The 21796-nt window shown below is 32.9% G+C and carries 22 protein-coding genes; 11 read left to right on the forward strand and 11 right to left on the reverse strand.

Translation table 11 applies throughout. The features are described 5' to 3' along the window. Nucleotides 1-165 precede the first annotated feature (165 nt). On the reverse strand, nucleotides 166-576 hold the full coding sequence (locus CHB81_RS07335) for a helix-turn-helix transcriptional regulator (protein WP_089351250.1): 411 nt from the start codon (nucleotides 574-576) through the stop codon (nucleotides 166-168). 182 nt (nucleotides 577-758) lie between these two features. Between CHB81_RS07335 and CHB81_RS07340 the strand changes: the two genes are divergently transcribed. The 3 genes from CHB81_RS07340 to CHB81_RS07350 all read left to right on the forward strand — a co-directional run bounded on the left by CHB81_RS07340 (nucleotide 759) and on the right by CHB81_RS07350 (nucleotide 5425). After that, nucleotides 759-1319, forward strand: a complete 561-nt coding sequence (locus tag CHB81_RS07340) for a hypothetical protein (RefSeq protein WP_089351463.1) — start codon at nucleotides 759-761, stop codon at nucleotides 1317-1319. 104 nt (nucleotides 1320-1423) lie between these two features. Beyond that, nucleotides 1424-2851 carry an amino acid permease gene (locus CHB81_RS07345; RefSeq protein ID WP_089351251.1) on the forward strand — a complete coding sequence of 476 codons (1428 nt, stop codon included), beginning with the start codon at nucleotides 1424-1426 and terminating at the stop codon, nucleotides 2849-2851. 204 nt (nucleotides 2852-3055) lie between these two features. Continuing rightward, nucleotides 3056-5425, forward strand: a complete 2370-nt coding sequence (locus CHB81_RS07350) for a lipopolysaccharide assembly protein LapB (RefSeq protein WP_089351252.1) — start codon at nucleotides 3056-3058, stop codon at nucleotides 5423-5425. Between the two features lie 137 nt (nucleotides 5426-5562). On the opposite strand, the gene CHB81_RS07355 is transcribed toward CHB81_RS07350, so the two are convergent. The 9 genes from CHB81_RS07355 to CHB81_RS07395 form a co-directional block, all read right to left on the reverse strand. Then, a complete protein-coding gene (locus CHB81_RS07355) occupies nucleotides 5563-6231 on the reverse strand; it encodes an NADPH-dependent F420 reductase (protein WP_089351253.1) in 669 nt (222 codons plus the stop codon). Nucleotides 6232-6349: 118 nt separating this feature from the next. Then, complete coding sequence (locus CHB81_RS07360; protein WP_089351254.1) at nucleotides 6350-6931, reverse strand: Crp/Fnr family transcriptional regulator; 582 nt, start codon at nucleotides 6929-6931, stop codon at nucleotides 6350-6352. A 316-nt stretch (nucleotides 6932-7247) separates the two neighbouring features. Further along, entirely contained in the window at nucleotides 7248-7757 is a 510-nt protein-coding gene (locus CHB81_RS07365) for a 4'-phosphopantetheinyl transferase superfamily protein (protein WP_089351255.1), read from the reverse strand. Beyond that, nucleotides 7754-8008 (reverse strand): acyl carrier protein, encoded by a 255-nt coding sequence (locus tag CHB81_RS07370; protein ID WP_089351464.1) that lies wholly within the window; start codon nucleotides 8006-8008, stop codon nucleotides 7754-7756. The genes CHB81_RS07365 and CHB81_RS07370 overlap by 4 nt, the downstream gene beginning before the upstream one ends. 4 nt (nucleotides 8009-8012) lie before the next feature. Further along, nucleotides 8013-9287 (reverse strand): beta-ketoacyl synthase, encoded by a 1275-nt coding sequence (locus tag CHB81_RS07375; RefSeq protein WP_089351256.1) that lies wholly within the window; start codon nucleotides 9285-9287, stop codon nucleotides 8013-8015. After that, on the reverse strand, nucleotides 9284-9721 hold the full coding sequence (locus tag CHB81_RS07380; RefSeq protein WP_089351257.1) for a 3-hydroxyacyl-ACP dehydratase FabZ family protein: 438 nt from the start codon (nucleotides 9719-9721) through the stop codon (nucleotides 9284-9286). Before CHB81_RS07380 ends, CHB81_RS07375 begins: the two co-directional genes overlap by 4 nt. A gap of 18 nt (nucleotides 9722-9739) precedes the next feature. Then, nucleotides 9740-10792, reverse strand: coding sequence for a type III polyketide synthase (locus CHB81_RS07385; protein WP_089351258.1), 1053 nt, complete (start codon nucleotides 10790-10792; stop codon nucleotides 9740-9742). After that, on the reverse strand, nucleotides 10789-11502 hold the full coding sequence (locus CHB81_RS07390) for a methyltransferase domain-containing protein (RefSeq protein ID WP_089351259.1): 714 nt from the start codon (nucleotides 11500-11502) through the stop codon (nucleotides 10789-10791). Before CHB81_RS07390 ends, CHB81_RS07385 begins: the two co-directional genes overlap by 4 nt. After that, complete coding sequence (locus CHB81_RS07395; RefSeq protein WP_089351260.1) at nucleotides 11493-12626, reverse strand: NAD(P)/FAD-dependent oxidoreductase; 1134 nt, start codon at nucleotides 12624-12626, stop codon at nucleotides 11493-11495. Before CHB81_RS07395 ends, CHB81_RS07390 begins: the two co-directional genes overlap by 10 nt. A gap of 462 nt (nucleotides 12627-13088) precedes the next feature. Between CHB81_RS07395 and CHB81_RS07400 the strand changes: the two genes are divergently transcribed. The 7 genes from CHB81_RS07400 (at nucleotide 13089) to CHB81_RS07430 (ending at nucleotide 19488) form a co-directional block, all read left to right on the forward strand. Then, nucleotides 13089-13886, forward strand: a complete 798-nt coding sequence (locus tag CHB81_RS07400; protein ID WP_089351261.1) for a triacylglycerol lipase — start codon at nucleotides 13089-13091, stop codon at nucleotides 13884-13886. Nucleotides 13887-13898: 12 nt separating this feature from the next. Next, on the forward strand, nucleotides 13899-14888 hold the full coding sequence (locus CHB81_RS07405) for a hypothetical protein (RefSeq protein WP_089351262.1): 990 nt from the start codon (nucleotides 13899-13901) through the stop codon (nucleotides 14886-14888). Between the two features lie 450 nt (nucleotides 14889-15338). Further along, entirely contained in the window at nucleotides 15339-16127 is a 789-nt protein-coding gene (locus tag CHB81_RS07410; RefSeq protein WP_089351263.1) for an SDR family oxidoreductase, read from the forward strand. A gap of 225 nt (nucleotides 16128-16352) precedes the next feature. Continuing rightward, the gene (locus tag CHB81_RS07415; protein ID WP_089351264.1) at nucleotides 16353-17159 is read left to right on the forward strand and encodes a phytanoyl-CoA dioxygenase family protein; all 807 of its coding nucleotides are present in this window, start codon (nucleotides 16353-16355) and stop codon (nucleotides 17157-17159) included. A 153-nt stretch (nucleotides 17160-17312) separates the two neighbouring features. After that, the gene (locus tag CHB81_RS07420; protein WP_089351265.1) at nucleotides 17313-17999 is read left to right on the forward strand and encodes a CDP-alcohol phosphatidyltransferase family protein; all 687 of its coding nucleotides are present in this window, start codon (nucleotides 17313-17315) and stop codon (nucleotides 17997-17999) included. Between the two features lies 1 nt (nucleotide 18000). Continuing rightward, nucleotides 18001-18432, forward strand: a complete 432-nt coding sequence (locus CHB81_RS07425) for a GtrA family protein (protein WP_089351266.1) — start codon at nucleotides 18001-18003, stop codon at nucleotides 18430-18432. A gap of 477 nt (nucleotides 18433-18909) precedes the next feature. After that, entirely contained in the window at nucleotides 18910-19488 is a 579-nt protein-coding gene (locus CHB81_RS07430; protein WP_089351267.1) for a DUF4833 domain-containing protein, read from the forward strand. A gap of 72 nt (nucleotides 19489-19560) precedes the next feature. Here CHB81_RS07430 and CHB81_RS07435 read toward each other — a convergent pair whose 3' ends face one another. Then, a complete protein-coding gene (locus tag CHB81_RS07435) occupies nucleotides 19561-19944 on the reverse strand; it encodes a hypothetical protein (protein ID WP_089351268.1) in 384 nt (127 codons plus the stop codon). Nucleotides 19945-20247: 303 nt separating this feature from the next. Here CHB81_RS07435 and CHB81_RS07440 point away from each other — a divergent pair, with 303 nt between their 5' ends. Then, a complete protein-coding gene (locus CHB81_RS07440; RefSeq protein WP_089351269.1) occupies nucleotides 20248-21516 on the forward strand; it encodes an amidohydrolase family protein in 1269 nt (422 codons plus the stop codon). Nucleotides 21517-21796 lie beyond the last annotated feature (280 nt).

Genomic DNA, 21796 nt, shown 5'->3' on the forward strand with positions numbered 1-21796 from the left:
CTACTACAAATTATTTTGGAAACTAGTTTAATCTAAAGTTCGTTTTATATTAGAAATGATTAGCAAATTCAAATATGGGCTTAATTTTCTAAACCCGCTGTAGTCCAAACAAAAAAAGAGACTTCAAAAGTCTCTTTTTGCAATTAATATATCTTCTATAAATAATTATTTCCCAACTAATTTTTCAAGCCTAACCATCATTTCATCTTTCTCTTTCAACATACGCTCGTACAAAGCAATTTTTTCATCATATAATTGAACAATTTTGTCAATTGGATTAAATGTACAATGTGGGTTAACTGCATTTAATGTTGATGTATCATTACTTGTAAAAGTGTTAGCAATAATATTTACCGCTTGTTCTTCATCAAAATTCTGAAAAGCTTCAACAGGAATTCTCAATGCATCTGAGATTTGTTTCAGCAAATTATCTTCAATAATGTCTTTTTGTTCGAGCACAGAAATTTTCTTTTGATTCCAGTCATTTCCCAGATCAAAAGCCAATGCTTCTTGTTTGATTCCAAGCATTTCTCTGAAGCGTTTTACGTTTCTTCCCTGATGTATTTTCTGTTCCATAATGAATATCAATTTTTCTAGAGGCTCAAAGATAACCCCATTTGGATTAAAAACCTTGCATTTCAAAGATAAAAAAATATATCGTAAAATATTTATTTTGTAAGAATATCATACAGTATTTCCGAATAGATTATCCTTTGAAAAGAATGGAATTTCGCTTGATAATTTTAAATCTCTGTATTTTGAAAAAGAATAAAATATTCTTCGAAACTAGCTTTTGGGCTGGGCTTTCGGCAGGAAATCCATTTAAGGCAATCGACGCCTTTTTTGCCTTTGCAGATCTTAATTATTATAAACAGAATTTAACCGAAATGGTAAGTTACAGCTATAAAACAAAAGTCTACAAAGAGGAGAACCCTTCTGATGTTTTTGTCTTTTATACGGTTATCTTTTCTTTTGTCAAAGTTTGTTACTGCCTGCAACAGAAAAGCAAAAAATGGAAAGTAAAAAAGTCTTTGTGTTCTGAAACTGTATTTCATTTTACTTCTCTAACAAAGGAAGAATATGATAATCCTTTTATTGTATTTCAAAAAGCATTTGATGAAAAAACTCCCAAAGAATTTGAATTCTTTTTATATTTAATAATAGAGCTTGCATTGTCTGCCTATGCCGCAGATCGGGACTCTGACCTGACGACGCCTTATATTCATTTAATAAAAATGCTCGATGCAGTAGAACTAATGAGAGAAAGGGGCGTTGAGAAAATCAAGAAAACGAATCAGATTGATCTTGTAACTGCATAAAATTTTCCTTTAGCATAACGCATGCTTTGTACGATTCCTTTTTTAACTTATCTTCGCCGTTTATACATTTGTGAGTACATTTTACTCATTTAAAAATCTAATTTGTGAAAAAAACACACGAAGTCTCGCAAGAGAATCAGCTTAAACGTGGGCTGACCAACCGCCACATTCAGTTAATTGCCTTAGGTGGATCAATAGGAACAGGTCTTTTCCTTGGTATTGGTCCAGCGGCTGTATTAGCAGGGCCATCTGTTATTTTAGGATATGCTGTTGCCGGAATTATCGCTTTTTTTATTATGAGACAACTTGGCGAAATGGTTGTCGAAGAACCTGTATCAGGAAGCTTTAGTCATTTTGCCTATAAGTATTGCGGTTCTTTTGCAGGTTTTGCATCAGGTTGGAATTATTGGATTTTATATATTTTAGTCAGTATGGCTGAACTTACGGCCATTGGGGTTTATGTGCAGTTTTGGTGGCCTGGAATTCCGCTGTGGGCATCCAGTTTATTTTTCTTTCTGGTTATTAATGCTTTGAATTTTGCTTCTGTAAAAGTTTACGGAGAAACTGAATTTTGGTTTTCAATCATAAAAGTTGTCGCAATTATTGCAATGATCCTCTTTGGTACTTACTTGCTTATAAGTGGTACAGGAGGAGAACATGCTACAATTCATAATTTATACAACGATGGAGGTTTCTTTCCAAAAGGTATCTTCGAAAAAACTACTGATGGTAGTTTTCAAGGTTTATTAGCAGCAATGGCGCTAATTATGTTCTCTTTTGGCGGTTTAGAACTCATTGGAATTACCGCTGCTGAGGCAGAAAATCCGGAAAAAAACATTCCAAAAGCAACAAATCAGGTTATCTATAGAATCCTTATATTTTATGTTGGTGCGCTGGTAATTTTATTTGCTTTGTCACCATGGCGACAAATTACGACAGATAGTAGTCCGTTTGTAATGGTTTTTCAAAATTTAAACGGAATGGAATTTGAGTTGTTTGGCAATAAAATATTTTTTACACGCCTTATAGCTAACGCGCTTAATTTGATTGTATTAACTGCAGCTTTATCTGTATATAATAGCAGTGTATATAGCAACTCACGTATGTTGTATGGTTTAGCAGATCAAGGCAATGCTCCTAAATTTTTAATGAAGCTAAACAAACAATCGGTACCAATTAATGCCATTTTAATTTCTTCATGCTTTGCAGCTATTTGTATTATAATAAATAAAGTAATTCCAAAAGAGGCTTTTAGTATTTTAATGTCTTTAGTGGTGTCTTGTTTAGTTATTAACTGGGTTATGATTTCGTATACGCATCTAAGATTTAGACGTTCCAAAGACAAGGAAAACATAAAAACGAAGTTTGCTTCCTTATTTTATCCGGTAAGTAATTATATCTGCTTGGTGTTTTTATTGGGTATTTTATCCATCATGTGGATCACTAATATGAAGTTATCCGTAGAATTAATTCCTATTTGGCTGGGGATTCTTTTTGTATGTTACAAAGTTCTTAAAACAAAAAATAAGTAGTTTTTACTACATCATTCATTACCAGGCATTGATTGTCAACATATAGTTGATTTTCAATGCCTTTTTTCAATACTATATTTTCGGTTTTAGTGCCAACAGTAGCCCTCGCAATCAATAACCACTTCTTGTTAAAATTAATCAAGATTTTGTTTTTGCCTTTTTATTTATTTCTTTATATTTCGTCTACCTATAAAATGCACATCAATGAGTAATTTTTCAAACGAACTTAATCACATCATAGAACTATACGACACCCTTGATTTTTCAAATGAAGACGATTTGTTGATAGGTCTTGAAAACAAGAACATCTGCGAAAATATCCTGACAATAGTTGAAACTATACTAAACAAAGAGCCAAATCATCTTGAAGCATTATTATGGCGTATAAGAATAAATAGCAACCCTGTTTTTAACAATGTATCTGCCATACAAGATGATTGTAGCCTTATACTCAATACAAGTAATGATATAACGGGCAGACTTCAGGCTTATGATTGGTTGATTTATATATATCTGGAAAAACTATCGTTAAATGATCTTGCTATTGAAACCTTACAAGATAAACTAGCAGATGTTGCCGGCATAAAAGATAATTACGCTTTACAAGATCAGGCTTTGGGCGATGTTTATTACAGACTGGCTTATCTCTATCAAGAGAAAGGAGAGGAAACCAAAGCGATCGATTATTACCTTAAATCGTTTAAACATGCACCAAAAATAATGACCAGAAATTATGAAGGTGGTTTGCTTTTGCTGGAACTAGAAAGATTTGATGAGGCTGAACTATTATTATCTGAACATTTTGAACTGGCAGATCCCGTTGAGTGTAAAGACTATGCAGAAAAGATAGAGGAGCTATTTAATAAAGGGAAATTAAATAAGCATTGGAATTTGTTTAATTTATTTTATCCTACAGCGTTTGATATACCAACAGAATTTGGATACAAAAACCGAGATGAATTTGTGGCAAAATATCTGCCCATTATTATAAGTGAAACTGAAAGGAATCCCACAAATGCCATTGCTTGGAGGATGTTGAGTAACAACTATTATTTTAATGATAAGAATGCAAAAAAAGGCTTCGATAATTTGACCAAATATTATGAAATAGTTGAGCAGGTAAAAGATTTAGCTATTGAAAGATATTATGATACTGCCGAAGACTTAGATATCGATCTACGAAGTATCGATTTTCCAATTTATCCCAATGGTGAAATGTGTTATCATATACTAACTACCTATCTGGAAAAAGGCAATGAAGCACAGGATAAAAACGATCACTTTTCGGCACAAATGTATTATGAAACGGCAAAAAAATATGGTTTAGCCGGCTATCACGCATTTGATGATTACTTTAATAGTAATAAGGGGTTACCAATTAACAATGAATCACACACTTTTGCAATGCTTTGCAATAATCTGGGTATCGTAATTAAACAAGTGTCTTGGTATCAGCACAAAAGCTATCTTAATGATGATTGTAAATTCGCTTCAGACATACATTGGCAGGGTTACCAAATATCTCCTTTTTGGGAAAATTTAGATAATGGAATGGAAATTTCATGGAGAAATGAAAGTGCGCTGAATCTGGAGAAATTCTGCCTTGAAGTACTTTCTAATTTTGATTATTACAAAAATATACTGGAAGCAGAAAAATGGTATAAGGTTATGTTTTATCTTATAAGTGCTTACCGACAATTAGAAAAATATGAAGAGGCAAAACAGATTTATGAACAAACTATCCGGAAATTTGAAGAAAACGGAGATGAACATAAAACAATTGTAAGCATAGTTCTGGATACGGCTATTGTATATTTCAATTATTTAATGGCTAAGGGTTTGCATAATCAAAGTATAAGCCACCTAAGTAATTTATTTAGCAATCCGGTTTATCAAAAAATGCAAAGTGAAAAAGCAGAGAGTTTTAATTATTATTTTATGGCTCATGCCTATTTGGGTTTAAACGATAAAAATGAAGCCCAGAAGTATTTTAAACTAATTACCGATAAATTTGCAAACACTGAGTTAGACTATATACGTGATGTAGTTAACGATGCTAAAAGTAATTTGAATATTATAAATGCGGGACAGAACTTTGATGAAGTAATTATTTCGCTTTATAAAACTCAACCTACACGACTTTTTGATTATCCTTTAAAATCAAAAGAAGAAAATACTAAATATTTAAAGCAGATTTTAAATTTAGTAACCAACAATGAGATGCCTTCGTCGTCTGCATGGGTAGAGAAAGACATGTACATTGGTTTTGAGTTTAGAACAAAAAGAACCGAAACGGAGGAGATATACGATTCCTTTTTTTACATCCATTTAAAATCTGAAGACTTGGGTATTAGGTACGAACTTGTAGAATGGAAAGATGTAGAAAGTGGATTTTTTGGTTTATCAAAAAAAATAGTGGACCGCAGTACTTTTTATGTCTGTTTCTATACAGCATATAGTTCGAATGCATCTGATACACGAACAGAATTTGAAATGGCATCAGAACACCTGCAGCAAAAGGCTCAATATTTATGGAAAGAATGGATAAATAAATTGCATTATTATCGACCTTGATAGTAAAGCTGTTTTTATATTAAATTAAGTTTTAATCTCGTATAAGATCGTTCATAAACAGGTTTGCAAGGATCACAAAAAAACTCCTTAAGAAATTAAGGAGTTTTTTATGCATTTTTTTTAGAATCATTACTGACTTAAGATTTAGCTATTTTGCTTTTTGCTTCATCAAGCGTTACCGGTTTCCCCAAATTACCAAATTCATGTAAATCACCAAAAACTTCTATTCGTATAGATTGGTCAACACCTCCTATATGAAAAGGTTCAAAACCACTGCTTGCAATAAGTTCTTCGATTATATTATTGCTGTTTGTACTGTCAGATGCATAAAATAATACCTTTCTGTTTGGTTCGCTAAATGCTTCGCTCAATAATGAACCAGCTCCTAATGTTCCAAAAGCTTTTACAATTCTAGAATTAGAGGGAATTAATTCAGAGAGAATTTTTCCGGCAGAATCATTTTCATTTATAATTTTTTTGAAGCCACCATTACCATCAGGTGCAATAGGATTTGATACATCGACAATAACTTTGCCTTGAAGTTCATTTGAATATAGCTGTAGAAACTCCTTTATTTTATCAAAATAAATGGCAGGAATCACAACATCTGCTTCTTTGATCGCATCTGTTATTTCTTTGGCATCTGCAAGATTACCTAATTTGTCTGAAAGGCTTTTTGCTTTTTCAAAATCTCTTGCGGCGACAATCACGGGGTGATTTCCTTTTGTAAGATTTACGGCGATTGCTTCACCAATATTACCTAAACCAATAATGGCTACTTTTGTGTTTTTAGATATTGTATTCATCTTCTTTGTATTTAGTTTGTTAGTAATTAATTTTAACAATACAAAGATGCGATCAGGGAACTGCCTGTGTCTATAATGTAGCTTAAGAAATACTCTTAATATAGATTAAGGGTTTGGCTTAGTTATTCCTTTTTTCGTTTCTAATTTTACTAAGAAATTCTGGTGTAATCCCCAGATAAGAAGCAATTTGAGTATTAGGAAGTCTGTTAGAGAGATTTGGATACTGTTCTAAAAAAAAGTCATATCGCTCTTGCGCTGTTACACTAAATGTTTCCAGCAGCCTGTTTTGAAGTTCAATATATTTATCTTCAATAATTACACGAAAATTTCTGTCAAATTTTGGATAATTGGTATACAAATACCATAAATCCCCTTTTGAAAGCTGTAATATTACCGAAGGTTCAATCGCTTCAATATATAGTTTAGTTGGTTTTTCTTTATGAAGACTGCCAATGTCGGCTATCCAGTCATTTTCGGCAGCAAAATGCAAATTATGTTCATTGCCTTTTTTATCTACACCATACATTTTAAAACAGCCGGAAACAACAAAAGTAAAGTGTCTGCAGATATCGTTTTCTTGTAAAATAAATTGTCTTCTCTTAATTTTTCGCTCAATTAACCTACTAGACAATTCTTCTTTTTCTATATCATTAAGAGGAAGATATTGATCAAAATGTGATATAAGTTGCTGTATGCTCATTATGTGGGATTTTCTTTTTTTTATACAGTAATATAAAAACATCAATGAAGTAAAATTTGATGGATTTGTAATATAATTTAAGCTAATATAAGAAATATTCTCACCATAGATATTTAACTTTTTAAAGTTTGTTAAAGATAAAGTTTTTCAAAGGCCCTAAGTTTTTTTAGGGAATAAAAGCAATACAATTACTAGTAGCTTACAAACCTTCAAAACTTTTTTTGATGCGTTTTAAAAGGTTACCTATAGCTGCGTGTTGCGTGTTATAAGTAGTAAACGGGATATTTAGAGTATTAAAAGGGATTGGATCTTTTTTTTAGCTTTTTTTTATAATGGTGACCACCTTTTCAAACCTGCCATGATGACTAATAGAGACATCCTGAAATGTATTAGATAAGAAATTACATAAGTACGGAATACCATTATTGTCTTTAATTATGTCCTTGTTTTCGATCTCAATTACATTTTCTAAATCGTCTAAAGAATTAACTGCTATAGTATGGATACTTTCTTTTAAGAAGATTGTTTTTGTATAATAGACATTTTGGGCGCAATTCACTTTTCCAATCATACAATTGTTGTCTTGTGATAGTACAGAACAAATTAACTTTTTAGGAATATATTCTCTTCGTCTCGTTTGCCGATTGTAAATTTTATAAGCCGCTTCTTTCATGCTCCAAAACAACCAGACCGAGATTTCAGGATCTAGTGCATTTGAGATCATTAATTGCTCGTTAGCAGTAAAGAGTTTTTGTATGAAACCTTTGCGCTGCCAATTACTTTCGTGACGTGATTGTATGATATCTACGATATCATTACCAATCATTTTGCGGCTAGTTTAGTTGCTATAATTTCTACAGCGGTTTTAACATCAAGCATACGTTCCATATCAGTATTTTCAATTACGATATTAAAAGTTTCTTCGATATCAAGCACAATATCTACCAGATTAGCCGAATTGATATTAAGGTCGTTAATGAAATCTGTACTTTCTGTAAGATTGTCATAAGCTTCTGTATTTGTTGTGTATGGCTTTATAATTATTTTTAATTGAGCAATAAGTTCTTCTTTGTTCATGGGATTATTTTTGAAATTTTTTAAATATGATACAGGCGTTAACATCGCCAAAACCAAAACTTGCTTTGGCAATTATAGAAGGGCTAATGTTTAGTGTTTTTAAAGGAACTTTTAATGGATCAATAAGTGCATTAATTTCCGGATGAAGATCTTCGCAATTGGTGTTGCCAAATACAAAACCTTCATGAAGCTGTAAAACCGCAGCAATGCTTTCTATACTTCCGGCAGCACTAAGGCAATGTCCCGTCATACTTTTTAAGGAGTTGATATACGGAAAATCAGTACCACTTCTTCCTAGTGCTTTAGTCCAATTTTCAATTTCAAGACTATCTTTTGTAGTGGCCGTAAGATGACCGTTTATAGCATCAATATCATTTGCTGAAATACCGGAATTATAAATGGCACTAGTAATACATCGTTGGACAGCAATACTATTTGGCGCCGTCATACTTCCGTTTCCGCGCTGTCCGCCGGAGTTTACATTTCCGCCTAATATTTCGGCATAAATGGTGGCACCTCTTTCCAGAGCAGTTTCTAAATCTTCTATAACCAATGCTCCGGCACCACTACCGGGTACGAATCCTGATGCAGAGGCACTCATTGGGCGAGATCCCTGCTCTGTATTATCATTATAGTTAGAACTGCAAACACGTAAAGCATCAAACCCGCCCCAGATATAAGGTCCGCTATCGCCAGTGCTTCCGCTTAATATACGTTTCGCTTGTCCGGATTGTATGCGGTCGTAAGCCATTAAAATAGCTTCTGTACCCGTTGCGCAGGCTGATGAATTTGTGGTTACCTGATTTCCGAGCCCTAATTTACCGCCAAGATAAGCACTTACGCCACTGTTCATCGTTTGTGCTACTACAGTACTACCAAGTCTTCGGACCTGTAATTCATCTATTTTATAAATGCTTTCGCGAAATTTATCTATCCCGGATGTACCAGATCCAAAAATAGTTCCGCTGTCCCAATCGGGATTGTCATTGTTTTCTATTGGCAATCCGGCATTTTTCCAAGCTTCTATACCTGCAATAACACCATATAAAATACCGGTGCTGTTAAAACCTCTTAGCTCAAGTTCTGTAAAGTATTCCAATTTTAGTTCGTCTGATATTTGTGGCTGACCGGCGATCTGACAAGAAAATTGTAATTCCTGCAACTGCGCATCATGCCGAATTCCAGAGACTCCGTTTTTTATAGCATGAGTAAATTCGGGAAGTCCAACTCCATTGGGAGCCACCACACCTAAACCTGTTATTACAACTCTTTTGTTCATAATTTTGTACTAATCATACCGGCCAAAATACCTTTACAAACTTCCTGTCCGGCTTCGTTTTTCATAATTACCTCACACTTCAGTTTACCAAATCTAAAAAATATTTTTTGAGAAGTTATCGTTACTTTTTCATTAGGATATACGGGTTTTAAAAATTGCATATCTGCCGATGTAAAAGCGATTACGGTATCTTTATTATAATTGTTTCCAAGTAAATAAATACCAAGGCAAACCAGACCAATCTGCGCCATGGTTTCGGTTAGGATTACACCCGGAGTTATTGGATTATCTTTAAAATGACCTTTATAAAAATCAAGATCTTCATTAAAAGTATAGGTTCCGGTAACACTATTTTCATCTGCATGCAATAATTCGTCTACAAATAAAAACGGTTTAGTGTAAGGAAGCTTCGTTATGATATCGGTAAATTTCATCTTTTGTTTATTTAGAAATTACCACTGTAACAAAACCCGTTGCGCCGAAAATCCCGGACCAAAACTAAGCATCAATCCTTTTTCTCCCGATTTTGGATTTCCGTCCATAATTCTTTCTAAAACATACAAAACGGTAGCGCTCGACATATTGCCATATTGTTTGAGAACTTCTTTAGTATCGTCAATGTTTTTTCCTAATCCGGAGAAAAGTGATTCTACTGTTGTAACTATTTTTTTTCCACCGGGATGAAAAATCATATGATCAATATCGTTAATCTCTAGATTGTTTTTTTGTAAAAAAGGATGAATAATATCTCCAAAATGTGAGGAAATAGTATCGGGAACTTCAATATCCAAAACCATTTGTAAACCTGTATTGGTGAGTTTAAACCCCATCATATGTTCAGCATCATAAAAATGATACATTTGTTCGTCCAGTATTTCGGGGCCATTATCTTCTTCATACGATGATAAAAGACAACAGGCAGCACCATCGCCAAAAATAGCAGCGCTTACAATGTTTGGCATCGAAAAATCATTCAGCTGAAATGTTGCTGTAGGCGATTCAATTGCTATTACTGCAGCACGTTTTTTGGGATTAGCCTTAAGAAAGTTTTTAGCGTATATAATACCCGATATTCCTGCGGCACAGCCCATTTCGGTTACAGGAAGACGTACGATGTCTTGTCTTAATTTCATTTTATTGATAAGATAAGCGTCTAATGACGGTATCATAATTCCTGTACAACTTACCGTAATAATGTAGTCCAGCGTTTGCGGGTCCCAGTTTGCTTTTGTTAATGCTTTTTCTAATACTTGTTCGCCCAGAATGATTACTTCCCGACTATAAATATCATTTTTATCTTCAAAAGAGGTTGCGGTAAAGACTTCGGCAGGATCCATGATGGAGTAGCGTTTGTCTACCGCTGCACCTTCGAATATTTTTTTTACTTTTTTGATAAAGCGTTCGTCTTGTCCGTGCAGCCATCCTTTCAACATTGGGAGTATCTCGGCCGTTGTACGCGAATATTTTGGTAGTTGCTTGGCAACAGTTATAATTTTTACACTCATGTTTTAGCGATTATCCACTGATAACGGAATGCCCATTTCCAGTTTATGGTATAGTTTTTAAAATTTACTTTATTTGAAAAGATTTCTAATTCGTTTTTCTTAAATCCTCTCAAAATAGATACAAGTCCATCCTGGCGTGACATTTTATTTAGATTAAAAATAATACCAATCATTTTAAAAAGCCGATAAGCTAATTTACTGCGATGCAAATCGTTAATAATAATACCAACTTCGGCATTGTTATTAAAGGTAGTGATTATATTTAATATTTCCTCATTGGTAAAATGGTGCAGGGTAAGAGTACATAAAACAATATCATATTTAATAGCAGTAAACTCATCGCTAAAAATATCCACGCATATATATTCGATATTTGGATATCCAACGGAGAGTTTTTTAGCATAATTTATCGTAAAGGCATTTGCATCTATACCTATAAGTTTAAAATTAAGATTGTTCCTTTGGCCATATTTCGCCAACATGCGCAACATATCTCCATTGCCACAACCTATATCTGCAACTACTATTGTTTTATGAGTATTGGATTTCTTTAATAATGCTTTTATACCGTGAAGAGTAAGTTTGTTACCTCCTAATAATTGATTAATACTGGCGATTTTGTCTAATGCATCTTTGAGCTCTTTCCCCTGAAGAGAAAAATCATCCATTATTTCTGTATCTAGTGTTCTAAATTTAGTGCTTATTCCCATTTAATTACTATAGGTTTGCCGTGAGTTTGTTTAATTATTGCAGGCATTATCTCTGGAAATGATGCTACGATTGCAAAGAGTACATTAGTAATGGTTTTATTGGTTAAGATTTGTGCCAGAATCCTGCCCATAAATAATCTTTTACCAAAATGTTTATACCATTGCTTAGTATAGGTTTTTTCTAATAATTCGCGTGAGATTATTTTGCCTGAATAATAATCAACTATTAATTCTGAAGCTATTTTTGCGCTGTGTATCGCCATCGCCATTCCGTTGCCACAAAGCGGATGAATAAGTCCGGCCGTATCACCAATCATTAATAAATGGTTTTCTACAGGTTGTTTTTTATCAAAAGATATCTGGCTTATGGTTATGGGTTTATCAAAAAGAAGTTTACTGTTTTCAAAAACAGATTTTAAGTGTTTGTTTTTATAGAGAATATTTTGCTGATAATCCTCGATGTTTTTATATTGTTTAAAGGTGGCATAATCTGCCAGATAACAAATATTTATAATGTTATTCTCGACTTTAGAAACCCCACAATAACCACCTTTGAAGTTATGTAAAGATACGAGATCATTATCTATATTACCTGAATAATGAGCCTTAACAGCCAGCCAAGGTGATTTTTTGGTGATAAAATTCCGGGCTAAAACCTGATCGATGTTAGACCGTTTGCCAAAAGCACCCAATACTATTTTAGCCAATAAAATTTGATTTAGAGTCGTAATTGTAAAAATTTCGTTGCTAAAAGAAACATCAATAACATTTTCTTTAATAATGATACAATTGTTCGCTAATGCTTTTTGGTATAAAAAATTGTCAAGCGCATATCGACTAATGCCAAAGCCTCCTAACGGAAGTTTTGCAGTTACAGCTTTTCCATTGCTTGATGTAAATTCAAACTTAGAGATATTGGTGGGATGCAGTTCTGAAACATCTACACCAAGTGATAACAAATAGGGGAGAATCTCATTAGAAATATACTCCCCGCAGACTTTATGCTTGGGATAGTCTGATTTCTCGATCAGGCTTACTTTTAATCCTTTTTGAGATAGATGTATAGCGGCTGCCAATCCGGCAAGTCCGCCACCAACAATTATTACATCTGCATCTGTTTTCATTCTAGTAATTTAGATATAAAATTTTGGATATGCAAACAGAAAAAGGCATAAAAAAAGCATTTAGTAAGAAATGGGATTTTAGTTTTGTGACCCGTAAAGGACAAATAAGACACCATTTCATGGAAGATTTAATGAGATTGGCTTATTATATGTAAGACTTGTCTTTGAATGACACCAACAATTTGGTTTGGATATACTGTTGGGGATTATTTGTAATATCATTTAAATTTATCTTATCCAGTTTAAATTTGAATCACATAGTTAATATACTTAAAAGACTGATTTAGATTTTTGTACTAAGATTTACAATAGTAAATAAGCATTTTTTTAAGTAAAAAAGCAGGTATTTATACTTGTGTCATTTTTGTAATTTATCATTACTTTTATATAGTCCAAGCCAGATAGTGTACTTAAAATGACCTGAAAATTATTAGCTTTTATTTATAACTTTAAAATTAGAAAATGTCAAATCATACTATTAATATTGGAATCAAACAACACGGGCTAAATTCGCAAGGTTTTTTCAGTTATAGTGAACCTAATAATCTAATTGTGTTTGTTCATGGTTTTGGAGGTACTTCTATTGGAACATGGAATAATTTCCCAAATTATATCACATCAGAATCAGAGTTTGCAAACTCTGATATTATTTTTTATGGTTATGATACTTTCAAAGGTCAAGCAGGTGATCACTCCGCGCAACTTTTTAAATTTTTAAATCTTCTAGAAAATCCACTAGCGAATCATATTTTACCCATTGAACAAGGCTTACCTGAAAGGAATTACAGTAAAATTATTTTAGTTGCTCATTCTCTAGGTGCTATCTTAACAAGGCAGGCTTTAATATTTGCTATAAATGAGAATAGGTCGTGGGCTGATAAAGTTTCTTTGGCATTGTTTGCGCCTGCCCATCACGGGGCAAGTATTGTCCATTTGGCAATGCAGGCTTTACCAGGCTTAACTGGCTTACTTGGGATTTTTGCTAAACTCAGATATCCAATTCTTAATGATTTAGATCATACTGAGGAAGGTATTATACATAGTATAAAAGAAACAACTCAAGAACTTCAAAACCAGAACAAAGGCGATTGTACTAAAGCAAAATTAGTTGTGTATGCTATGGGAGACAATGTAGTTAGAAATTTCCAATATCTAAATGATATAACTCCGGATGTTTTAGAAGAGACAAGTCATGTATCTGTTTGCAAACCCAAAAAGGGCTTTACAAAACCATTGGATTTGCTTAAGGCCATCATCTAAAATTAAGTATTTATGGAAAACAAAGACAGAAATTACCATTCTTTAAGGGCTGAATTTTATAAAAAAAAGATGCCGTCGCAAGGATTCGATTTGATAAATCATTTAATTTCAGAAAATAGAAACAATGACTTACATTCCTTACTTGGGCATCATAGAGAAAGGGGCTATTATGGACTTGAACTTGACCAACGATTTTGGACTGATGAGTTAATAGGATATTACAACCTTTTATTACTAGCTGTATTTGCTGGATTTATGCCCAGAAAGTTCAATAATCATTTAACACAAGAGATAATTAAAATAATGTCTGATGAAGCTGTAAAGATATATTATGAAGAGCACTATCCTTATAAATTAGCGGAATATACTAGGGAGTTTGCTTTTAATAAGATGGAATATAACGGAGAAACAAATGAAGATAGTTTACGAATTTTTAATGATTACATTAGTTTAAACAGATTCTTAAAAAATGATGATGATATTGACGTTTTTTTAGGAATGCTGGATTACGTTAGCTATGGTAATTACGATATTTCGCATGTTATTGAAAGTTTAAAATCATTCGAAAAATTAAGTAAAATTATTATATCAGAAAATAAATCTATTTTGGCGCAAGGTGTTTGGGGCTTTATTAAATATACCTCTTTTATAAGTCAGTTAAAAATAGTAATGGAAAGTGCTAATGACTTTCCTGTTCTTCAATCTGCCATTTGGTTATATCATGAATATTATTTCAACCGATTACAAATGAAAATGGAACTTTTCTTTGACGAGGCGTTCTTTAATCTTGAGAAGACAATGAGCAATGAGTTGCTTTTTAAAGAAATGGTTGAAGAACTATATAATCAAAATGTCCCAAAAGATTTTAATTATAAAGAATTAATGGACTTTTCGAAAAAAGAGATAAGTGACGCTAAAGGAGATATTACATATATTTTAGATGAAAGATGGAGTTTTGCTATTGCAGACTATTTCAAAGAATATCAAAGAGAAGTCTATTAAAAAATGATATACTATTAATTTATTACTTCTGAATTATGAGAGATTTTATTGGTAAAAAGAAGGTAAGTTGACTATAACCCAAGTTAAGTACAAAGAAGGATTCAAAAAAAATCCCATTTCGTAAGAAATGGGATTTTTTTTTGTGACTCCTAAAGGACAGATTTTGCACCATTTTATGGAGGATTTAAAGAGGTTAGCTTACTACAAGTAGTACCTCTTTAGATGTCTTTAGTGCTTTGGTTTGGATGTCCTGTTGGGGATTGATAGGGTATTATAAAATAAGTAATTAGGGTTCGATAACTAGCTTAGGAGAATAACTAACCTGCCTGCTTATAATGATGCGGAGTGCAATAAGTCGCAGAGGATAGGGAAGCAGAGGGTAGCCATAATACACGTTGCAAACCCAACGGTTTACAATTAATCTTTATATTTGATGATTAAAATACTAAAATGAGCGAAAAAACTAAACCGTATGCCTTAATAACTGGCGCCAGCAAAGGCATTGGAAAATCTATTGCTTATGAACTGGCTAGACAGGGTTATCCGTTATTGCTTGTTGCAAGAAGTGACGAGGAATTAAAAACATTATCTGATGATCTTCAAGCTAAATACGGCATCAAAGCTTCTGTTTTATCGATTGATCTTTCGACAAATGGTGCAGCGCAAAAAGTAACCAATTGGATAAAAATGAATAACTATCCGGTTGGTTTTTTAGTTAACAATGCTGGTTATGGTGTGTGGGGCAATTTTAGTCAGTCTTCTCTAACTGATCAGCTTGGCATGATGCAACTTAACATGAATGTAGTTGTAGAACTTTCACATTTATTAATACCCATACTTTCACAAGAAAAACAAGCCTACATTTTAAATATATCAAGTACTGCTGCCTACCAGGCTGTACCTACGCTGGCTGTTTATTCGGCTACAAAGGCTTTTGTTTTATCATTTACCCGCGCCTTGCGTTTCGAACTTGCCCAAACTTCAATTTCGGTAACCTGTTTTAGTCCAGGTCCGGTTGATACTGGTTTTGCTGAAAGAGCTGGTTTAAACGCTTTTAGCAAAATGGCCGAAAAGTTCAATATGCAGCCTGATGAAGTTGCAAAAATTGCGGTAAAAGCCATGTTCAACAAAAAATCAGAAGTTATTCCAGGCTTTACAAATATCGTTTCGGTTTATGCCAACCGTATACTACCAAAGGCATTTATCGAAAAAACTGCTGCTGGAATTTATAAAGTTTAATTTTTTCAAAAAAAAATAAAGAAAAATCTTTTGCAAAAGAGAAATTATAATATATTTGTATAAATATCTACTAATTCTATAGAGTATGTCTAATAAAAGAAATATGTTTAATTTATCTGAGAGCAGAATGCACGCAAACATGCGAATGTGTTGCTGTTGTTGCTGTTGCTAATCTCTTAGATAAAATTACAAACACTATTATTTCATTTATTAAATATATTTATCATGGTATCTTCTTATAAAACCTTTACCCTTACTGAGCAATTAACTGCTGAGCAAATCAACTTTTTTAACGAATATGGCTTTATCCATTTCAAAAAATTTATAAATCCAGAAACTGTTTCATCAATCATTGATGCCTCAAAACAAGTTGAGCAAAAATGGATTGACAATGACCTTCAAAAAATAAATGGTGTTCCTATTAAATACGGAAAAGATTTAGATGGTTCTCCTATTGTACAGCGTTTTGCTTTTATCAATCAACATCATCAAACCTTAAGCGGCCTTTTACTTGATCCAAGATTTAATAGTCTATTACCATTGGCAGGCGATGGCGCAAGATTAGGTACCGAAGAAAAAGACGGAATGGTTTTTAATCATTATATCAACGGACCAGAAAGTAAGTTTAGTAAAATGGGGTGGCATACAGATGGTTTGAGAGATATTTTTTATGGTGTAAAATTAAACCCGATGCTCAATGTGGGTATTCACTTAAGCACTTTAAAACCTGAAAACGGTGGCCTTAAAATTATCCCGGGTACTCACAAACAAAGTGTTTATCAAATGCTTTTTCGTAAAAAATACTTTTTAGATAATAAACCCGATCCACAGGAAGTTTCTATCACTCCGGAAGCTGGAGATTTAACCATTCACGATGGCCGTTTGTGGCATAGAGTTGCAGAATCATCTATCCGTGGCGAAGAGAGTAGAAGGAGAGTTATTTATATTCCGATTATAGCAGGGAAATATGCTCCTAAAAATGAGAACAGCCCAACGGTTTTCTATCAACGTTTTGCGGGTATTGTTAAGTAATATGCTGATTATTATTGCATTTAGTTATCTGGTTAGATCAGGTAAGCTAAAAAGAACCACCGATTTTTTTAAAAATACGCAAAGAAAAATAAAATTTAAAATTATAAAAGTAGAACTGGCTATAGCATCAGGCTTACAAATATTGCGCTATTAATGGAGAAGGGAACACAGGTTGAAGGTTATAGTGCCATTGTACAAAGAACATTTTCTGACCGTAAACGAACTAATATTTTAAAAAGAGCAGAACAGTCAACGATTGTATTTTTGTTGCCAAAGGTGCCTAAATTCATTTCGCCAAACGTACTCACTTTAATTGGTACACTTGGTTCAGGATTAGTTTTTTTAGCTTTTGTTTTAGGCACTTATTCAGCAAATTGGTATTTACTTTTGGGTATTATTGGTTTGGTTATAAATTGGTTAGGCGATTCTTTAGACGGGAGATTGGCTTATTATAGAAATATTCCCCGCCGTTGGTATGGTTTTGCACTCGATATTATTGCCGATTGGATTGGTATTGTACTTATAGGCTTTGGCTACTACATTTATGCTAAGAATGGAACACAAATAGTAGCCTTTGCTTTTGTCGCATTGTATGGCTGGTCTATTATCATCAGCCAGTTACGCTACAAAATTACAAATGAATATAGTATAGATTCCGGCTTTGTTGGTCCAACAGAACTTAGATTTATTATTGCTTTAATTTTAATTATAGAAGTTTTATTTCAGGAATCTATTACCTATTTGGCTAGCTTAATCACCGTTATTTTATTTATAATTAATACTATAGATAGTTTAAAGCTTTTAAAGCTGGGCGATTTAAAAGATAAAAACCAAAACTGATATGTTTAGGAAAAAAGCCGTTTTTACTTTTCTACAAGCACAAGTCGCGGCATTTTTAGGTGGCATTACAGATTATGGGGTAATGATTTTATTAACAGAAGTATTTAAATTGCATTTTGCCTTTTCTATTCTAATCTCCGGAATTGTTGGCGCAATTGTCAATTTCAGCATCAATAGATTTTGGGTATTTAAAAATCAATCTGGTTATAGCAGTCCCATCAATAGTCAGCTTTTTAAATTTGCGTTGGTTGTATTGGGAAGCATTTCCTTAAAATCATTTGGTACGCTTATTTTGCAAAAAGTATTTCAAATCGATTATAGAATCGGAAGATTAATCACAGATAGTTTTGTTTCTTATGGTTTTAATTATCCACTGATTAAATATTGGGTTTTTAAGGCAAAGGATAGACAGAATGTAATTGAAAGTAATTAGAAAAATCCGTTTTTATCAGCGTTTTCGCTTTAGCGAATCCGTAGAATCAGTGTGTAATTTTGACGCGGATAAAACAGATTTACTTCGTAAAAACGCGGATAAAAACGGATTTGATTTGCGATAAATTATTTAACGGTTCAATCAAGAAAGTAATTAGAAAATCCGTTTTCATCAGCGTTTTCGCTTTAGCGAATCAGTAAAATCAGCGTCTAATTTTGACGCAGATAAAAACAGATTTGATTTGCAATAATTTTATTTACTAAAAGCTTAACTTAATGACTTTGCCCGATCCCCAAACTTCGGGACGAGATAGATTTTATATATAAAAGAAGAAAACAAAAAAAACTAGTTTCTTTACACATAGCTATGTTTGTTAATATCAGTGAAACGCCTGTTATAAGTTTACAATATCTATGATTCTATGTGTTAAAAATAATTAAACCCAAAGATTTTAAATTAAAGCATAAAAATTTCATCATGAATAAATTATCATTTAAAAATTTTAAAAAATCACTAATCGTTATAACGATTTTAGTAAATATACTTTCTGGAAATCTATTGGCACAATCCAAAAATCCATCGCCATTGAATTTTCCAACACCTAAAAATATAGAAAACATGCTGTTTTACATTCAACGGGATCCAAATGTAAACACGGCTATTTATGCCATAAACTACCAGGAAAATGGAAAAATAGACAAAAGTAATCCTATAAAAGCGTATTGGATTCGATATGCCGAGAAAGGAGAAAAAAAAGATTTTAATTATATGCAACGCAAATTTGCATACGGAATAGAAAGTAAAACGGTAAATAATGAAGAGTTTGAGCTTCAATTTGTATCGTATAAAAAGTTACCCTTCACCTTGAAAAAGATAGATTCAGATCAAAAATATCATGTCTTTGTAAGTGTAAATCAAAAAAGAATACAAGTAGAAAAAATATTTGTACGTATTGAAGGAGGTTCTTTTTGGTTGCCAAATGTAAAGTATGCCGAAGTTACGGGAATTGAAACTTCCTCAAATAAAATTATTACGGAAAGAATGTTATTGAAATGAGATAGCTATTTAAAGGTTACTCAATCGCTCAGATATGCGCAACGAAACGTATGTGATAAAAGCATTGCAATTTCACCTGCTTTTTTTTAAGTAATCATTTGCCATTTTTTTTGTTTTATCATCCAAAACTTTTTTATCGTGTGTAAGAATATCATACACATCATAGGAAGCTCTTTTATAATTATATTTATTAGACATAATCAAAGAATAATAAAGCAATCCTGTAACTTTTTGTCCACCTATATAATAAATCCCTTTTAATTCATTATATGCTAGCGTATCACCGTTAAACAGGGCACGATTCTCTAAACTATCCATTAATTTTTGATTAGATAATTTTTTCTTAAAAAAAGTTCCAGAGTTTTCAGATGTAATATTAACTTTCGCCTCTTCCTTTTTGTTGCATGCAAAAGCTAGCGCTAAGATCACAACAATTAGTATAATATTTGATTTCATAATTTTTTATTATATTAAATTTTCTGCTATAAATTTCATGCCCATTCTTATATGGTAGTAAATCTTTGTTCTGTAGAAACTATAAATCTGATAGTAGTCTCCCGACTTTTTACTGTTAGTTCTTATTTATTGCCTTAGATTTTTTTTACATTCAGGAAAAATATTCTAAGAAAATTAGTTTTAAAGTCAGAGGCAATATAAACAAAAAAAAAATTAATTGAGGTATTAAATTGTAACACTCAGCAAAATTTGCAGTCTTTGATACTGATTATTTACATTTCATTAATAACTAATTCACTACATATGAATAATATCGTTCGCACTTTCCTGACATTTTTTATTGTCCTGAGTTTACACTGTTCTGTTGTTAATGGGCAAGAAACCAAACAAACTAAAAATGCTTTGGCGTTCATCAATGCCACTATATATGTTTCACCAACCGATCCGGCGATTCTTGAAGGAATCGTAGTTATTGAGAATGATAAAATAATTGCAGTTGGTAAAAAGAACGAGGTAAAACTACCAGAGAACGCCAAACTAATTGACTGCAAGGATTTAACAATTACAGCGGGATTCTGGAATAGTCACGTTCATTTTACCGATCCAAAAATTGCCAATGCGCCAAGTTTAAGTAATAGTGAATTATCCAATTATCTTGAACAATTTTTAATCAAATATGGATTTACCTATGCCTTTGATATAGGTTCGTTTCCAGATAACACAAATAATATAAGACAACGAATTAACAACGGTTCCATCTCAGGTCCTCTCATTCTGACTACCGGTCTTCCGCTTACAGCAGAGGATGGCACTCCTTTCTATGTGAAAGCAATGAATATAAAATTGCCGGAACTGACTTCTGTAGATGTCGCTGTAAAAATCGTAAACCAAAATATTGCTGCGGGTTTAGATGGAATAAAAATATTTTCCGGATCTCCTATGGGACCCGGAAAAGCCGAAAAGATGATGCCTGTAGAAATAGCGAAAGCTGTTATCAATACTGCCCACAAAAAAGGCAAACTCGTTTTTGCACATCCTTCTGTAAATGACGGGATTTTAGTTTCATTAGAATCCGGTGTCGATATACTGGCACATACCACTCCTGACGGCGGACTGGCTTGGGATAGTCAAATGATTCGACAAATGGTTAAAAAGAATTTATATCTAATTCCAACCCTAAAACTTTGGAAGTGGAGTTTAGCTAACAATAATCAATCGCCGCAACAAATTGAAGATTTTGTTTCTATCGCTATTGGGCAAGTAAAAGATTTTAATGAAGCAGGAGGAAAACTTTTATTTGGAACTGATATTGGTTTCATGGATGATTTTGACCCAACAGATGAGTATGTTTATTTGCAAAAGGCACAACTTAATTTCCGACAGATTCTGGCAATGCTTACTACAATACCCTCAGAAAAATATGGTTTTTCAAAGCAATATGGCAAACTTGCTGTTGGCATGACTGCAGATATGGTGGTTTTTAATGGAAATCCGGAACTAGACATCAGAACTTTGGCGGATGTAAAATATACGGTTAGAAAAGGTGAAATTGTATATACAAAAAAAGACTGATTCTAAGATTATAACAGCGTAAAGAAGAACACTTTGGAGAGCGGGGTATTCAATAAATTAAAAGCCCTTAGGATCATTTATAAGTTTATTATTATATATTTGAAAATAAATAAACACTGAAATTTGTCAGACATAGCGACCCAATTTAGGAGTGCTATGTCTGATGTCGTCAGACATATATACAAGTTAGCAGTAATGCACCCGCAGAATCGAGAAAAACCCAAAAAAATAACAAATAAAAATTCAAATAAATAGATTGAAAATGAGAAAAATTTTGATT

It is taken from the genome of Flavobacterium sp. ov086 (genome assembly GCF_900187965.1).
Taxonomy (GTDB): Bacteria; Bacteroidota; Bacteroidia; order Flavobacteriales; family Flavobacteriaceae; genus Flavobacterium.

Coding starts and splice junctions, on each gene's coding strand:
- CHB81_RS07375 (WP_089351256.1), bottom strand. CDS start 9,287: ATGAACAAAAGAGTTGTAATAACAGGTTTAGGTGTGGTGGCTCCCAAT.
- CHB81_RS07395 (WP_089351260.1), bottom strand. CDS start 12,626: ATGAAAACAGATGCAGATGTAATAATTGTTGGTGGCGGACTTGCCGGA.
- CHB81_RS07420 (WP_089351265.1), top strand. CDS start 17,313: ATGGAGAAGGGAACACAGGTTGAAGGTTATAGTGCCATTGTACAAAGA.
- CHB81_RS07430 (WP_089351267.1), top strand. CDS start 18,910: ATGAATAAATTATCATTTAAAAATTTTAAAAAATCACTAATCGTTATA.
- CHB81_RS07425 (WP_089351266.1), top strand. CDS start 18,001: ATGTTTAGGAAAAAAGCCGTTTTTACTTTTCTACAAGCACAAGTCGCG.
- CHB81_RS07380 (WP_089351257.1), bottom strand. CDS start 9,721: ATGAAATTTACCGATATCATAACGAAGCTTCCTTACACTAAACCGTTT.
- CHB81_RS07390 (WP_089351259.1), bottom strand. CDS start 11,502: ATGGGAATAAGCACTAAATTTAGAACACTAGATACAGAAATAATGGAT.
- CHB81_RS07355 (WP_089351253.1), bottom strand. CDS start 6,231: ATGAATACAATATCTAAAAACACAAAAGTAGCCATTATTGGTTTAGGT.
- CHB81_RS07415 (WP_089351264.1), top strand. CDS start 16,353: ATGGTATCTTCTTATAAAACCTTTACCCTTACTGAGCAATTAACTGCT.
- CHB81_RS07350 (WP_089351252.1), top strand. CDS start 3,056: ATGAGTAATTTTTCAAACGAACTTAATCACATCATAGAACTATACGAC.
- CHB81_RS07405 (WP_089351262.1), top strand. CDS start 13,899: ATGGAAAACAAAGACAGAAATTACCATTCTTTAAGGGCTGAATTTTAT.
- CHB81_RS07360 (WP_089351254.1), bottom strand. CDS start 6,931: ATGAGCATACAGCAACTTATATCACATTTTGATCAATATCTTCCTCTT.
- CHB81_RS07335 (WP_089351250.1), bottom strand. CDS start 576: ATGGAACAGAAAATACATCAGGGAAGAAACGTAAAACGCTTCAGAGAA.
- CHB81_RS07365 (WP_089351255.1), bottom strand. CDS start 7,757: ATGATTGGTAATGATATCGTAGATATCATACAATCACGTCACGAAAGT.
- CHB81_RS07370 (WP_089351464.1), bottom strand. CDS start 8,008: ATGAACAAAGAAGAACTTATTGCTCAATTAAAAATAATTATAAAGCCA.
- CHB81_RS07435 (WP_089351268.1), bottom strand. CDS start 19,944: ATGAAATCAAATATTATACTAATTGTTGTGATCTTAGCGCTAGCTTTT.
- CHB81_RS07410 (WP_089351263.1), top strand. CDS start 15,339: ATGAGCGAAAAAACTAAACCGTATGCCTTAATAACTGGCGCCAGCAAA.
- CHB81_RS07440 (WP_089351269.1), top strand. CDS start 20,248: ATGAATAATATCGTTCGCACTTTCCTGACATTTTTTATTGTCCTGAGT.
- CHB81_RS07385 (WP_089351258.1), bottom strand. CDS start 10,792: ATGAGTGTAAAAATTATAACTGTTGCCAAGCAACTACCAAAATATTCG.
- CHB81_RS07400 (WP_089351261.1), top strand. CDS start 13,089: ATGTCAAATCATACTATTAATATTGGAATCAAACAACACGGGCTAAAT.